The sequence below is a fragment of the Sorangium sp. So ce1335 genome (genome assembly GCF_051521615.1).
Taxonomy (GTDB): Bacteria; Myxococcota_A; Polyangia; order Polyangiales; family Polyangiaceae; genus Sorangium.
The window spans coordinates 2,203,985-2,218,959 of sequence record NZ_CP150363.1; the positions used below are offsets into that span (position 1 = coordinate 2,203,985).

Here is a 14,975-nt window from a genome sequence, read left to right on the forward strand (position 1 = left end):
TCAGTACCTCGCCGTCTCCAGGATCGCCGGAAGGATACGATGCGACAGCGGGAGGTACTCGTTCTCGAGCGTGTACGGGAAGGGGGTGTCGAAGCCCGTCACCCGCAGCGGCGGCGCCTCCAGGTGCAGGAACGCCTTCTCGTTCACCAGCGAGACGATCTCGGCCCCGAAGCCGCAGGTCTTCGGCGCCTCGTGCACGACGATGAACCGGCCCGTCCGCTTCACCGACTCGATCACGGTGTCGATGTCGAGCGGCCACAGCGTGCGCAGGTCGATCACCTCGCACTCGACGCCCTGCGCGGCCGCCTGGTTCGCCGCGTCGAGCGCCTCGTAGAGCATCGCGCCCCAGACGACGAGCGTCACGTGCCAGCCCGGCCGCACCACCTTCGCCTTGCCGAGCGGGACGGTGTAGTCGCCCTCGGGGACGTCGCCCTTCGCCGCGCGGTAGATGCGCTTCGGCTCGAAGAACAGCACCGGGTCGGGATCCCGGATCGACGAGAGGAGGAGCCCCTTCGCGTCCGCCGGGTTCGACGGGCACACGACCTTCAGGCCCGCCACGTGGATGAACTGCGCCTCCGGCGACTGCGAGTGGTAGTGCCCGCCGCGGATGCCGCCGCCCACCGGCGTGCGGATGACGAGCTTCGACGGGTACTCGCCCCCCGAGCGGTACCGGTACTTCGCCAGCTCGGACACGATCTGGTCGTACGCGGGGTAGATGAAGTCCGCGAACTGGATCTCCGGGACCGGCACGAGCCCGTAGAGCGCCATGCCGATCGCCGTGCCGACGATCCCGCCCTCGGAGAGCGGCGTGTCGATCACCCGGTCGTCCCCGAACTCGTCGAACAGGCCCTGGGTCACGCGGAACACGCCGCCGACCTTGCCGACATCCTCGCCGAGCACGACGACCCGCGCGTCCCGCCGCATCTCGTGGCGTAGCGCGTCGTTGATCGCCTGGACCATGTTCATCTGAGGCATGCTCTTCGTCTCCGTCTCTCGGCCAGAAGGTGGGAGTGCTACCTCACGGGCGACCCCGCTCCCCTGGGGACCCCGTCGATCGCGGGCGGCGGCGCCACCCCGGCCGCGCCCGGCGCCGGAAGGCGAGCCGCCCCGCCGACCGCGCCGTCGTCCACGCCGCGCCCGCGCGTCCTAGTGGCCGCCGTGGCCCTTGGGCCTCGGGCCCGCCTTGAGCTGCTCCCGCTGCTCGACGAGGTGCCACGGCGGCTCGGCGTAGACGTCCTCGAACATCGAGTCGAGCGACGGCGGCGGCACCTTCTCCGAGACGGCGATGCAGGCCTTGATCTCCGCGTCGACCGCCGCCTCGATCTCGCGATCCTGCGCCTCGGTCCAGCCCTGGGTGCGCTCCAGGTGCCGCCGCAGCCGCGCGATCGGGTCGAGCCGCCGCCACGGCTCGAGCCACGCGTCGGGGCGGTACGCCTTCGGGTCGTCGCTCGTCGAGTGGCCGGACAGGCGGTACGTCATCGCCTCGATCAGCGTCGGGCCCTCGCCGGCCGCGGCGCGCGCGATCGCCTCGCGCGTCACCTTCACCACGGCGAACAGGTCGTTGCCGTCGACCCGCACCCCGGGGACGCCGTACGCGACCCCCTTGCACGCGAACGTGCTGCTCGACGTCTGGCGCTCGGTCGGCACGCTGATCGCCCAGCCGTTGTTGCGGCAGAAGAAGACGACCGGGACCTTGAACACGCCCGCGAAGTTGAGCCCGTTGTGGAAGTCCGACGAGCTCGTCGCGCCGTCGCCGAAGTAGACGAGCGTCGCGAGCTCGTCGCGCTTCAGCTTCGCGGCCCACGCGAAGCCCACGGCCTGCGTGATCTGCGTGCCGATCGGCGAGCTCACCGAGCCGAAGTGCCCGGCGCGGTAGGTGTAGTGGTCCGGCATCTGCCGGCCCTTCACCGTGTCGTTCGCGTTGCCGAACATGTTGTCGATGTACCGCTGGAGCGGCAGCCCCCGCCAGAGCGCGGCGCCGAACTCGCGGTAGCAGGGGAACACCCAGTCCTGCGGCCGCGTCGCGGCGACGCTGCCGAGGACCGCCGCCTCCTCGCCGAGCGAGCCGATGTGGAACCCGATGCGCCCCTGCCGCTGCAGCGCGACGAGGCGCTCGTCGAGGTGGCGCACGCGGACCATGGTCTTGTAGAGGGTGACGACCTCCGACGGGTCGAGCTTGGGATCGTGCGCAGGGTCGAGCGAGCCGTCGTCGCGCAGGACCTTGATCACGTCGTCGGCACACGTGTCGAGCGGGTGCCGGGCGACGGCAGCCTGCGGCTCCAGGCTTGCCCCTGAGACGTTCGGCGGGCGGTCGGTGGAGTACGTCGCGGTGCTCATCGGCTCGCGGGACACTAATCAAAGGCGCTGCCCGAGACCAGTGCCGAGACGCTGCGGTCGCTCATTCGCTGTGCGCGCGACGTTGACTCGTCGCATCGATCGCGCCTTCGGTTTGACTCGCCGCGGCGAGCGCGCGCGCGATCTCCCGCGACGTTCGTCGCGCGCCGCACGTCGCGGCGCGGATGTCCCGGCTAGACGCCCACGTGCCCGGCCGCCTGCGCGATCGCCTCGTCGACGGCGGCCGCGTCGAGCCTGAAGCCGCGCGCGAGCTGCTCGAGCACGCCGCGCTCCGGCGCGCTCACGCCGCTCGACGCGTGCGCCATGTACGCCGCCACGCGGAGCACCTCGCGCTGGTGCTCGGTCCGACCGAGCGTGCGGGCGACCATGCTGACCCGCTTCTCCATCCCATCCTCGGCGAGCATCTCGCACAGGTCGGCGATGAGCGCCTCGATCTGCTTCTCGTGGACGAGGTTCTGGCAGGCGTCCACGACGATGGCCTGGAAGCGCTTGCGCTCCGCCTCGTCGAACTGGCCGTCGGCGTTCGCGACGAGGAACGAGGCCTCGATGATCGTCTCGAAGAGCGCCACGGCCGCGGGATCGAAGCCGGTGGGCATCGTGATGTCCTCGATCGGCGGGCGCGCGCTGTACGCCTTCGCCGCCTGGGCGAGGATCGACGCCACGCGCGCGCGGGGCGTCTCCGAGCCGGGCCGCGGGGCGAGCGGAGCGCCGCCGCCGGGGCGCCTGTCGATGGGAGCGGACATCGTGGTGTCGGACCCTCCTTCGGGCCACGCTCGGCCAATCGCCGGGGAGCGTCAAGGCGCTTGGTGCTGCGCCCCCCCGTTCGCAGCACCAGGCGCGGCGAATTCGTTCAGCTCCCTGTCCTCCCGCCCTCGCACCCCGGACTGGGGTCGTCTCCGCAGCGGGCGGGCCCGGCGCTGGTCCGGCGCGCCAGGAGGCTGGCCTGGGATCCGGGGGAGAGATTTCAACGCAAAGGCGCAAAGGCGCAAAAAAGCGAAGAAATTTGGGGGGTTGTGCCCTCGCGCCGCGGGCGCCCTGGCGCTGGAATCGCTCGCCGCGCGCTGGGCTGCCCTGGCAGGATTTCTGGCCCGAGGTACTAGCGGCGGACGAGGGATGCCGCGGGGACGAGGCGCGCGGAGTCGGCGGACGCTGACGGGGCGCCGGGCGGGCGGGGCTCGTCCGGGTCGAGCTCCGCGGTGACGCGGGCGGCCTCGCGCCGCGCCACGGCGAGGCGCTCCTCGAGGAGCGCCTCGATCTGCGCCGCATCGGCGGCGCCGTCGGCCGCCGGCGCGGCGGGCGATGCGTCGGCGGGCAGCGCGGCGCCGCCGCGGTCGACGAGGCTGCGGACGAAGACCTCGGCGGCCTTGTAGCTCGACCGCACGAGCGGCGCGCTGGCCGCGTAGAGGAAGCCCATCTCGAGCGCCGCCCGCTCGTACGCGGCGAACGTCCCGGGCTCGACGAAGCGCTGCACGGGCGCGTGCTTCGACGAGGGGCGCAGGTACTGGCCGATCGTCACGATGTCCACGCCGGCCTCGCGCAGGTCGCGGAGCGCCTCCAGGACCTCGTCGTCGGTCTCGCCGATGCCGACCATGATCGAGCTCTTGGTGAGCCGCCGCGGCGCCGGCGCGCCGCGCTCGGCGGCGTCCGCGGCGAGGCGCCGCTGGCGCTCCTTCGCGCGCCGCAGCACGGCGAGCGACTGGTCGTAGCTCGAGCGGACGTCGCGGATGACGCGCGTGATGCGGCGGACGACCTCGATGTTGTGGGCGAAGACGTCGGGCCCCGCGTCGACGACCGTGTCGACGCCGCTCATGTGCCCCTGGAAATCGCCGACGAGCGTCTCGATGAGCAGGTCGGGGCGGAGCGCGTGCAGGCGGCTCACCGTGCGGGCGACGTGGTCGGCGCCGCCGTCGAGCAGGTCGTCGCGGTTGACCATCGTCATCACGACGTACTGGAGCGACAGCCGCGCGATCGCGCGGGCCACGTGCTCCGGCTCGCGCACGTCGACGGCGCCGCGCGGGTCGCCGGTCGTGACCGCGCAGAAGCGGCAGCCGCGCGTGCACACGTCGCCGAGGAGCATCACGGTCGCGGTCCCCTCGCGCCAGCACTCGCCGACGTTCGGGCAGCGCGCCTCCTCGCAGACCGTGTGGAGATCGAGCTTGCGGAACGTCTCCTTGAGGTGGTGGTAGGTGTCACCGCCGGGAGCGCGGACCTTGAGCCACTCGGGCTTGGGCGAGAACTGCGCCATCAGGGCTGTCCTTAGCCCATGCGCCGGGGGAGCGCGAGGGGGAGGCGCGGCCGAGGGTGGAGGGGGAGCGCGGGGGGCTCGCCTCCGGGGCTTGCGCTCCGGCGAGCCCCGGAGGTGGCTCGCCTGCGCTCCAGCCCCTCCGGCGAGCCCCCGCGCTCCCCCTCCACCCTCGGCCGCTTCCGGTATTGTGGTTTCAGGCGGCCGGCGGCGCGGAGCGGCTGATCTCGCGCGACGTGAGCTTGCCGCGCTCGGTGAAGATCGCGGTCACGAGCTCGGCGGGGGTGACGTCGAAGGCCGGGTGGCGGACGGGCACCCCGGGCGGGATGACGCGGCGGCCGCCGACGACCGCGAGCTCGTCGCGGCTGCGCTCCTCGATCGGGATCGACGCGCCGGTGTCGGTCGCGAGGTCGATCGTGCTCCACGGGGCGGCCACGTAGAAGGGCACGCCGTGGTGGCGCGCGAGGCAGGCGAGGCCGTACGTCCCGATCTTGTTCGCGACGTCGCCGTTGCGCGCGATGCGGTCGGCCCCGACGACGACGGCCCCGATCTCGCCCTTCTGCATGAACCACGCGGCCATCGAGTCGGAGATCACCTCGACGGGGATGCCGTCGCGCTGGAGCTCCCAGGCCGTGAGGCGGGCGCCCTGGAGGTAGGGGCGGGTCTCGCACGCGAGCACGCGCAGCGCCTTGCCCTCGGCGATGGCGGCGCGGATGACGCCGAGCGCCGTGCCGTAGCCGCCGGTCGCCAGGGCCCCGGCGTTGCAGTGGGTGAGCACCGTGCCCGACTCGGGCAGGCGCGCGGCGCCGGCGCGGGCCATCTGGTGGCAGGCGGCGACGTCCTCCTGGTGGATCTCGCGCGCGAGCGCGGCGATCTCCCGCGCGCGCTCGTCGCCGCGGCGCCCGGCGTGCTCGAGGGCCGCGGCGACGGTGCGCCGCACCGCCCACCCGAGGTTCACGGCCGTCGGCCGCGCCGAGGCGAGGAGCTCCCCCGCGGCGCGCATGGCGGCGACGTAGCCGGAGCCGCCCTCGTCGCGGGCGGCGCGCGCGGCGAGCGCCATGCCGTACGCGGCGGCGATGCCGATCGCCGGGGCGCCGCGGATCACCATCGAGCGGATCGCCTCGGCGACGCCGGCGGCGTCGGTCGCGGTCAGGTAGCGCTCGCGCTCGGGCAGCTCGCGCTGCTCGAGAAGGAACACGCGGTCGTCGCCCTGCGCGAGCTCGACGGCCGAGTAGTCGGCGCCGGAGATGGCCGCGGCCGGCGCCCAGGGCGGCGTCGGGCGCGCGCCGTCGGCCGCGTGGGATCTCTGTTCTGCTTCGAAGCTCGTGCTCATTCAGCGCCTCCCGTTCGAGCGTGACGGCTCCCCCTGCGATCCCGCGTCCGTCACCGACCCCTCGGCGCTCACGGCGAGCCGGCCGCGGATCTCCTCGGCGACGGTCGCGAAGTCCTCGGCCGCGTCGGCCTTGCGGTCCGCGAGGTAGGCGCGGAGCGCGTGGGCGGCGAGCAGCGCGATGCTGGCGTTGATCCCGCGCGAGGTGAGCGCGGAGATGACGTCGCCGTTCTTCAGCAGCGTCTCGAGGTCGTCGAAGACCGCGGCGATCTCTCGCCCGGGATCGATGCCGCCGCCGGCGCCGGGGCGCTTGTCGTCGTCGTCGTCGCGGCTCACGGTGCGCGCCTCGTTTCCTTCATTTCTTGGTGCTCGTCGCCTTGGGGATGGCGGAGAAGGGGAAGTGCGGCGGCTCGACGCCGGGCACGCACTGGTACCTGGAGAAGTCGGTGACGCCCTCCTCGCGGAGCAGCGCCTCGTCGATCCACGCCTTGCCGGGCCGGGCCGACGGCTCGCGCGAGAGCAGCGCCACGGTCGCGTCGGCGAGGATGTCCGCCTTGCGCCAGAGCTCCGGGCCGCCGAGGCCGAAGTTCATCGTCGCGTAGCTCTCGATCGCCGTGGCGGGCCAGAGCGCGTGGGCCGTGACGTTGTGCTCGGCGTACTCCTCGGCGATGGCGTGGGCGATCATCGTCATGCCGAATTTCGAGACCGCATAGGCCCCGTGGTGGGCGCAGGACGAGGCGTCGACGGGGGGCGACATCATGATGATGTGGCCGTATTTCTGCGCGATCATGTGGGGGAGCACGGCCTGCGAGAGGGCGAACGACGCGCGCACGTTGATGCCCATGATGAGGTCGAACTTCTTCATGGGCGTGTCGACGACATCGGCCCACCAGAGCGCGCCCGCGTTGTTGACGAGCGCGTCGACGCGCCCGAGCCGCTCGACGGCGGCGGCGACGGAGGCGCGGCAGGCCTCGTCGTCGCGCACATCGAGCTTGAGCGGCAGGGCGCGGCGGCCGAGCGCCTCGACCTCGCGGGCGACGTCGTGGATCGTGCCCGGGAGGCGCGGGTTCTCGGCGACCTCCGTCTTGGCGGCGACGACGATATCCGCACCTTCGCGCGCGCAGGCGAGGGCGACGGCCCGTCCGATGCCGCGGGAAGCTCCGGTGATGAAGACAACGCGGTCCTTGAGGCGCATGGGAGTGCGGTCATAGCACAGCCGCCAGCGCGGGTGCGGCCCTGCGTTTCCCCTCCTGGAGAGCCGTCGCGAGCGGAGCGGAGCGGGGCGCGGGGGCAGGCTCTGCCGTGGACGGCAGCGGGCGAGGGCGCTGAGCGGGCGGCGCGCGAGCCCGCCGCGAGCCCGCCGCGAGCCCGCGACGAAGCGGGGAGCCGCGCCGGGATGTCAGGGGGCTCGCAACGCCATGTGACGCGGCGACGCGGCGACGCGGTCTCCTCTCGGAGCACGGACTCCCACCCTGCGCTCCAAGGGAGATGAGGTGTCCCACTGGCACACTGCTGTGACCCGAGCTCGGTTGAACAAATCCTCTCTCATCGAGTACGGTGAAGAGCGATTCCACGGCTCCTGGAAAGGTTTAACGATGGAGCTGTAAATCACGCTTGCTCGCTTGTTTCGCCTCTGGACATGGCGGAGTTCAGGTGACACCGTGTCGAGAGCGAACTCGAGGGAGGCGTTGCGTTGCGCCGGGACGCGCAGGACGCTGTAGAGCCCCCTGGATCACGCTGTACTGGAGTTGCCTGTCGAGGCGCTGGCGCCCCGGCGTGTCTGTCGGCGCGAGCCGCGACGCCGGTGGAGCCGGGCCCGGACAGGCTCACAGAACAAGGAGCTTGCAAATGAGTGCTTTGCATCGGACGCTTGTCCTCGCCTTCATCGCTGGTGTCTCTGCCGTGGGCTGTCTTGGCTCGACCGGCGCGGACGAGGAGCTGTCTGATCAGAACGCCGAGCCCGTGGAGGGGGCGGTCTGCGACACCGCCGCCGAGGGCTCGGACGTCGCGCTCTCCTGCCCGGCGGGGGAGGTGATCGCGGCCATCGAGTTCGCGAGCTACGGCCGGCCGCGCGGGGTCTGCGGCGGCTTCCGGACCAGCTCGTGCAACGCGTCGACGTCGAAGACCGTCGTGGATCGCGCGTGTGTCGGCAAGCAGAGCTGCACCGTGCCGGCGAACAACGCGACCTTCGGCGACCCGTGCAGGGGGACGACGAAGCGGCTCTACGTCCAGGCCGTGTGCGCCCCTGCGCCGGGCAGCGGCCAGGGCAGCTCGACGAGCAGCGGTGGCGGCTCCACGGGTGAGGGCGGCTCGACGGGCGAGGGCGGCTCGACGGGCGAGGGCGGCTCGACGAGCAGCGGTGGCGGCTCCACGGGTGAGGGCGGCTCGACGGGCGCCGAGGTCTGTGGCAATGGCGTCTGCGGCGCGGGCGAGGACTGCTCGAGCTGCGCGAGCGACTGCGGTGCTTGCCAGACGTGCGAGGGCGCCGGGCCCAGCACGACGTCGCTCGACACGGAGGAGCAGGCGTTCCTCCGCCTCATCAACCAGTACCGCGCCGAGAAGGGCCTCGGGGCGCTCTCGGCCTGCACCTCGATGAACCGCGCGGCCCAGGGGCACAGCGAGGACATGCGCGACAACAATTACTTCTCTCACTCGAGCCAGGATGGCCGGACGCCCTGGACCCGCATGTGCAACGCCTGTTACGAGCTCGGCTGCGGGGGGACCGCCATGGCCGAGAACATCGCGGCCGGCAACTCGGGGGCGCAGGGGACGTTCGATCAGTGGAAGAACTCGGACGGCCACAACAAGAACATGCTCGGATCGAGCTTCAAGGTGATCGGCATCGGGCGGGCGACCGGGGGCGGGACGTACGGGTCGTACTGGACCACGGTGTTCGGCGGCAAGGCCGAGGCGAGCTGCAACTGAGCGGCAGCGCACCTGCTCGGAGCAGCCTGCCACGCGTGAGGCGTTCTGCACCAGCGGCGCGGCGCGCTCCGGGGGCCAGCCCACCCGGCGGGCGCCGCGCGGCGCGGCGGAGCGCAGCAGCCTCGGCGCGGCCCGGCGATTGCTACATCCCGGGGCAGTAGAAGCTCAACCACCCACAGAAGCGAAGAATCGCGAAGGCCGGCAGGACACGGCCGTCGACGGGCGCCTCGCGCGTCGCTCACCGGGCGCGCCTCACGCTGTCCGATCGGCATGGGGAGCAGGTACCCCACGTCGATCCGGAAGGTCGCACCCAGGAAGGCGGGAGTCGGAAGCAGATCCAGGGCTCCCCGCCTTCCTGGGGACCGGCGGTGTCCTCGCGGCGCGCGCGGCGATCACGGGGAGCTTCGAAGTAAGGACATGGCCGAACACATCATCTATCTCCTCGGGCCGTATCGGATCCCCGGCTTCCAGGGGGAGCGCAACGTGCGCGTCTACCTGCCCAGCGAGGGCGCGAACGCCGGGCCGTCGCCCGTGCTGTTCCTCTTCGATGGGCAGAACGTCTTCCACGACGACCCCTCCTACAGCGGCGGCTGGCACCTCCACGAGGCCGTGCGCGATCTCGCGGATCGGGGCCTCGTGGCGCCGGTCCTCGTGGGGATCGATCACGGCAGCGAGCGGCTGACCGAGCTGTCGCCGTTCCCGGGCGACGGCAGCGAGGGGCGGCTCGACGACTTCCTCAGCTGGATCACGTCGGAGATCGTGCCGGCGGTGCGGGACCGCTTCGCGGTGCGGCGCGACGCGGCCGGCACGGCGATCGGCGGCTCGTCGATGGGGGGCCTCGCGGCGCTCTACGCCCATTTCCGCCGCCCCGACGTGCTCGGGGCGGCGCTGTGCATGTCGCCGTCGCTCTGGTTCGCGGAGCGCAGGATCTTCGACTTCCTTGAGGCGCAGCCCGCCCCGGCGAGCTCGCGGCTGTACGTCGACGCGGGCGCCCAGGAGGACGACGGCTCGGTGCTGCGCGACGCCGCGCGGCTCGTCGAGCACCTGCGCGGGCGGGGCTACGGCGAGGCCAACCTGCTCTTCTGCCCGGACGAGGCGGGGACCCACAGCGAGGACGCCTGGCGCCGGCGCGCCCCGGGAGCGCTGCAGTTCCTGTTCGCCGAGGCGGCCGCGGAGCAGCCGGGGGGCGCCGGGGCGCCGGAGGGGTCGCAGCAGGCCGCCTGAGCCGAGGGCAGGCGCCTGGAACGCCGAGGGAGGACCGAGCCTCACCGCCGTGATACGTTGTGCGCGCGGCAGGCTCATGCTCACCAGCGTCCTCATCCACAACTACAACTGCTTCGTGGATTTCACGATCGAGCTTCCACGAAGGCTCCTGATCGTCGGAAGCAACGGGTCGGGGAAGACGAGCCTGTGGGAGGCGCTCGCCGGTCTGCAGGACGTGATCGTCCGGAGCGCCGAGGCAGCGACCGCATTCCCCACGCGCTCGCTCACTCGCTGGTTACGCGGCGACCCCGTGCAGCGATTCGCGATCGACATGGAGCTCGACGCGGAAAAGTATCATTACGAGATCGAGATCGCGCACGATGTCGCTCGACAGCTGGCGTCGATACGTCGCGAGCAGCTGACCGCCGACGGCAAACCGCTCTACGAGGCGAACGATGGCGACGTGCGCCTCTACGGAGACAGCCCGGGCGGAGCGCCGCACACGACGTTCCCTTTTGGACGCAAGCGCTCCTTCCTTCCGGACATGGAGCCACGCGGCGACAACAAGCGCACGATCGCCTTCCGTGAGGCGCTCGCGAAGGTCTGGCTCCTCGCGCCCTCCCCACGACGGATCGAGCCGACCACGGCGGGCGAAGCGCCCTGGCTCGATCGCGATGGCAGGAATTTCTCGTCATGGTTCCGCGGTGTTCTCGTCGAGAGACCCGGGCTCGGCAATGCGCTGCTCGAGGCGCTGCGCCCGACGCTGCCGGGCTTGCAGAGCGTGGCATTCGAGCGTATCAGCAGCGAGGTGCGCGAGCTGATGTTGACCTTCCGGGCCGAGGGAGCGGACTACAAGCTCTCCGCAGGGGAGCTCTCCGACGGTCAGCGTTCGCTGGTCCTGCTCTACGGTTTTCTCCTCGGCGCGATCGACCACGCCACGCTGGCGTTCCTCGACGAGCCCGAGACCGGCCTCGCGCCTCACGAGATGCAGCCCTGGCTCGCCGCGATGTCGGCCGCGCTCGACAAGCACGATGGCCAGGCCCTGGTGTGCTCCCATCATCCCGCGGTCATCGACTACATGGCTCCATCTCGGACCGTCCGATTCTCGCGGCCGAGCGGAGGACCGGCGCGCATCGAGGAGGTGACGCTCGAGACGGCCGGCGGCGTTCGTGTCTCCGAGTGGCTCTCACGACCATGGGCGTACGAGGACGAGCATGAGGAAGCGTCGTAGGCTCCACGTCCTCTGTGAGGACGCGCTGCAGCAACGGTTCGTCGAGCGCCTCGCCGACCGCTGGGGGATCGGACCGAGGCAGCGCAAGATAGACGCCTCACCCAGGGCGCGCGGGTCCGCAGCGCAGTATGTGCTCGAGCGCTACACCGACGCGGTGAGGCAGTGGAGAGCAGAGAGCCACGACGCGAATGTCGGGTTGCTCGTCGTTGTCGACGGCGATGAGCACGGCGTTGCGCGGCGCCGGCAGCAGCTCGCGCAGAAGCTCAAGGAGTCGAAGCAGGAGCCGATCGCCCCCTCCGATCCCGTGGCCGTCGTCGTCCCCACCTGGCACGTCGAGACGTGGATCGCGTGGCTGTGCGGGCATCGCCCGATAGACGAACAGACGCGCTACAAGGAGGACGACGAGGGCGGGCGCGCCGTGGCGCGCAAGATCGAGCACGGCGAGTACTCACCGCAGCGCGCGATCGACGCCTGGACGCCCCCCGCCAGTGGCGAAGAAGCTCATGTACCTTCCCTGACGGACGCTCGCCGCGAGGTTCACCGGCTCGGGATCTGAGCTGAAGGCCCTGAGCGCTTCTCGACGACTCTCTGGAGTCGTCGCATGTGGCCACCCCCTCTACCGCCGCCCCTTGCTCCGCTTGCGCGTCCCCTGGACGATGCGCGCCGCGTCGCGCGCCGGCGGGGCGCTGGCGGCGAGCGCGGCGGCGAGGCGGTCGGTCTCCGCCTCGGAGAACGACCCCTTCCGGAGCGCCGCGACGGCCTGCGCCACGACGTCGCGCGACTCGGGGCGCTCCGCCTGCGCCTTCTCCTCGATCCAGCGCACGACCTCGGGGAAGCGGCCAGCGAACGCCGCGATCTGCGCGGGCATTCCCTGCCGGAGCAGGCGCAGCCCCTGGAGCCGCTCGTCGGCGCGCGGCGAGCGATCCGAGAGCGCGAACGCCTCCTCGAGCCGCGCGACGACCTCCGCGCCCGCCGACAGCCCGGCGAGCAGCGTGCGCTCCGCCAGCGCCTCGAGCGCGACATGGGCCTGCAGGTAGCCGTCGGTCCACGACGCGAGATCGCCGACCGCCGCGTCGCCCCGCGCCGCGATCACCGCGCGGAGCGCCGCCACGACGCCGTCGCGCACGAGGCGCCGCGGATCCTCGGCGAGCTGCTCGAGCTCCGCCAGCGGCTCGATCCCGCCCCGGCCGCCACGCGCCCCGCGCCCGCGCTGCCGGCCCCCGGCGCCCGCCGCGCTGCCCGCGCCCCCGGCGGCCCCCGCGCGCTCCGCCTGCGCCTCGCGCGTCGCGAACGCCGCGAGCGCCTGCGCGGCCACGATGAGCGCGTACTCCTCGACGCTCGCGCAGAGCGCCCGCACGAGGCGCTCCGCCGCCGCGCCGCGATCGGCGATCGCCGCGCCGACCGCCCGGGCGAGGTCCAGGTTCACGCGCGGCAGGGGCGCGTTCGGGCCGAGGTCCGGGCCGGGCGCACGCCCGCCGCCGCGCCGGGCCGGCAGCCCGGAGCTTCGATCGAGCAGCGCGAGTAGCTCGCCAGGATCGCCGAGCTCGACGGCGCGCGCGATCGCCGCGTCGATCTTCGGGTTGCGCAGCGCGCCGGGCGGCGTCGCGCCGCGGCGTAGATCCGACGGATCGGCCATTCAGAACCCCAGGGAGAGGCCGACCTCGGGAGAGAGGACGGCGGTGACGGCGGGAAAGGTGAGCCCCGCGCGGAGCGCGAGGTTGAGCGACACGGCCTCGACCGGCGCGTAGGCGACGCCAACGCCGACCGACGCGAACCCCTGGCCCGCCTGCCGGGTCGCGGCGAGCGTCTGCTGCCGGGGCTCAACGCGGCCGCTCCGGCCCGGCCTCGTGCACGGGCTCGCCCTGTCGAGAGGGTCCGCCCCGCACGCGGCCGCGTCCTCGAGGACCTGCACGTCCACCTCGGCGTCGACCTGCGCGACGCCGGCCGCGGCGAGCACGAACGGGCGCGCGCCCAGCTGCTCGAAGGGCCGCGCCGTCAGGAAGTACTGCGCGCGCGCCTCGAGGTGGAGCGGCAGGAACGAGGCGCCGCCGCCCGTCGTGCCGCCCGCGGCGAACCCGACGCGGCCGCCGACCGTCAGGTTGTCGAGCACGAGCCGGTCGTAGGCGAGCGCCACCCGCAGCGTCGCGAGCGCGAAGCCGAGGTTGACGTCGTTCGCGACCCCCGGCGTCGGCGTACCGTCGTACCGGGTCCCGTCGCCCCGCAGGCAGACGTAGTTGTCGCTCGCCTGCGACGCGACCGCGCACACGTCGCGGCCGGAGAACAGCGCGACGTCGGGGGAGAAGGTGAGCGCGACCCAGTTCTTGCGGACATCCGGCGCGGCGCCCGACGCAGGGCGCGCGACGCACGCGCCGCCGACGCAGGCGAGCCCCCGGCTGCACTGCCGGTCGTCGAGGCACTGCCGCGGCCGCTCCTCCTCGGGCGCCGCGCACGTCGCGGGGGGCGCGTGGCCGGGCCAGTGCGGCGGCGCCGAGGTGATCTTCGGCTTGATCTGCGTGGTCAGCGGGGCGTCGCGCGCGCCCGCGCTCGCGAGGATCGCGCCGTCCTCGTCGACGGCGGCGAGGTGGTAGCGGAGCGTCCCCTCCCGCGCGAGCGCGGCGCACGGCACGTTGATGCCGAACCCCTGACCCCGCAGCCTCTTCAGGATGAGCGGGCGGTACTCGTCCTCGCCGGGCGGCTGGTACCAGGCGGTCACCTGCTTCACGCTGGGCAGCAGATCGGCCGAAACCTCGACATACAGCGGGACGGGCGTGTGGACGCGCTGCTCGGGCGGCGGATCCATCCGCAACTGCGCAACGGACGTGCCGGACGCGCCGGGCGCGCCGGACATTGGAGACGCCCCGATGCCTGTCGCGGCGCGCGCCTGCTCGAACGCGAACGAGACCTCCGGGGTCGCGAGGCGCGGGTCCACCTTGGCCGCCGGATCGACGCGGAGGGCGTCCGCGAACGCGTCGCGCGCGTCCCCCAGCTCCTTCTTGCCCTGGGCGAGCACCGTCCCGAGCGCGACGTGCAGCCTTGCCTTGACCGCCGGCGAGCAGCCCGACGCGCCGCAGGCGTCGATGGCAGCCCGGAGCCGGCGCTCCGCGTCATCGAACCGGGTCTCGAGGTAGTCGGTCCCCATCGCCTCGTTCAGGGCCGCCTCGGCCTGGGCGTCCCGGGGCTGCGCCTGCGCGGCCGCAGCGCCCGCGGTCAACCCCCCGGCGAGGCCGGCCGCGGCGAGCGCGAGGAGCGCGCGCGGCACGCGGAGGACGGGGCCGTTGCGTCCGGACATCGGCCCGCAACGTAGCCCACCGGTGTGGCCACGAGCGCCACAAAAACACGGAAACCCGGCGTGCCGCTCACACGAGCGACGCCCGTGGCGGGCGCAGGACGAGCGAGTAATCCACAGGTTGTGCCCAGCTTGTGGAAAGCCCGCACGAATTTCCTGCCGCTCTCAAGGAGCTGCCCGGGTCCTCGTTCGCTCGCGGGGGCGGCAGCTCGCCAAGCCCCGGCACCGGCCAGCGCCAGCCCGGGCATGGACGCGCCGTCCACACCGATAGTACCGATGTCCTGCGATCTCGGGCACTCCGCGGCCCGACGCGCCGCAGAACTTCCGGGGGCTAAACTCCCTCCTCCGGCACCGGTCTGCAACCCAAAAATCACGCGCCTGAGCGGGGTTTGACAGTCCACAG

General features: G+C 72.8%; 13 protein-coding genes. 4 read left to right on the plus strand and 9 right to left on the minus strand.

The window, feature by feature from the left end:
* The 7 genes from WMF24_RS08175 to WMF24_RS08205 form a co-directional block, all read right to left on the minus strand.
* On the minus strand, window positions 1-975 hold the full coding sequence (locus WMF24_RS08175) for an alpha-ketoacid dehydrogenase subunit beta (RefSeq protein ID WP_437735806.1): 975 nt from the start codon (window positions 973-975) through the stop codon (window positions 1-3).
* 171 nt (window positions 976-1,146) lie between these two features.
* The gene (locus tag WMF24_RS08180) at window positions 1,147-2,337 is read right to left on the minus strand and encodes a thiamine pyrophosphate-dependent dehydrogenase E1 component subunit alpha (RefSeq protein ID WP_437735807.1); all 1,191 of its coding nucleotides are present in this window, start codon (window positions 2,335-2,337) and stop codon (window positions 1,147-1,149) included.
* Between the two features lie 191 nt (window positions 2,338-2,528).
* The gene (locus tag WMF24_RS08185) at window positions 2,529-3,098 is read right to left on the minus strand and encodes a tellurite resistance TerB family protein (protein WP_437735808.1); all 570 of its coding nucleotides are present in this window, start codon (window positions 3,096-3,098) and stop codon (window positions 2,529-2,531) included.
* Window positions 3,099-3,451: 353 nt separating this feature from the next.
* Window positions 3,452-4,600 (minus strand): lipoyl synthase, encoded by a 1,149-nt coding sequence (gene lipA / locus WMF24_RS08190; RefSeq protein ID WP_437735809.1) that lies wholly within the window; start codon window positions 4,598-4,600, stop codon window positions 3,452-3,454.
* A gap of 193 nt (window positions 4,601-4,793) precedes the next feature.
* Window positions 4,794-5,930: an S-methyl-5-thioribose-1-phosphate isomerase gene (gene mtnA, locus WMF24_RS08195; RefSeq protein WP_437735810.1), complete on the minus strand. Its 1,137-nt coding sequence runs from the start codon at window positions 5,928-5,930 to the stop codon at window positions 4,794-4,796.
* Window positions 5,931-6,263 (minus strand): hypothetical protein, encoded by a 333-nt coding sequence (locus WMF24_RS08200; protein ID WP_437735811.1) that lies wholly within the window; start codon window positions 6,261-6,263, stop codon window positions 5,931-5,933.
* A 19-nt stretch (window positions 6,264-6,282) separates the two neighbouring features.
* Window positions 6,283-7,122: an SDR family oxidoreductase gene (locus WMF24_RS08205; RefSeq protein ID WP_437735812.1), complete on the minus strand. Its 840-nt coding sequence runs from the start codon at window positions 7,120-7,122 to the stop codon at window positions 6,283-6,285.
* A gap of 653 nt (window positions 7,123-7,775) precedes the next feature.
* On the opposite strand from WMF24_RS08205, the gene WMF24_RS08210 reads away from it, so the two are divergent.
* The 4 genes from WMF24_RS08210 (at window position 7,776) to WMF24_RS08225 (ending at window position 11,842) form a co-directional block, all read left to right on the plus strand.
* The gene (locus WMF24_RS08210; protein WP_437735813.1) at window positions 7,776-8,852 is read left to right on the plus strand and encodes a CAP domain-containing protein; all 1,077 of its coding nucleotides are present in this window, start codon (window positions 7,776-7,778) and stop codon (window positions 8,850-8,852) included.
* A gap of 417 nt (window positions 8,853-9,269) precedes the next feature.
* On the plus strand, window positions 9,270-10,076 hold the full coding sequence (locus WMF24_RS08215) for an alpha/beta hydrolase (RefSeq protein ID WP_437735814.1): 807 nt from the start codon (window positions 9,270-9,272) through the stop codon (window positions 10,074-10,076).
* Window positions 10,077-10,152: 76 nt separating this feature from the next.
* Window positions 10,153-11,286 carry an AAA family ATPase gene (locus WMF24_RS08220; protein WP_437735815.1) on the plus strand — a complete coding sequence of 378 codons (1,134 nt, stop codon included), beginning with the start codon at window positions 10,153-10,155 and terminating at the stop codon, window positions 11,284-11,286.
* Window positions 11,270-11,842, plus strand: a complete 573-nt coding sequence (locus WMF24_RS08225; RefSeq protein WP_437735816.1) for a hypothetical protein — start codon at window positions 11,270-11,272, stop codon at window positions 11,840-11,842. The genes WMF24_RS08220 and WMF24_RS08225 overlap by 17 nt, the downstream gene beginning before the upstream one ends.
* 60 nt (window positions 11,843-11,902) lie before the next feature.
* On the opposite strand, the gene WMF24_RS08230 is transcribed toward WMF24_RS08225, so the two are convergent.
* Both WMF24_RS08230 and WMF24_RS08235 read right to left on the minus strand, forming a co-directional pair.
* Window positions 11,903-12,922, minus strand: a complete 1,020-nt coding sequence (locus WMF24_RS08230) for a hypothetical protein (RefSeq protein WP_437735817.1) — start codon at window positions 12,920-12,922, stop codon at window positions 11,903-11,905.
* A complete protein-coding gene (locus WMF24_RS08235; protein WP_437735818.1) occupies window positions 12,923-14,575 on the minus strand; it encodes a hypothetical protein in 1,653 nt (550 codons plus the stop codon).
* Between the last annotated feature and the right edge of the window lie 400 nt (window positions 14,576-14,975).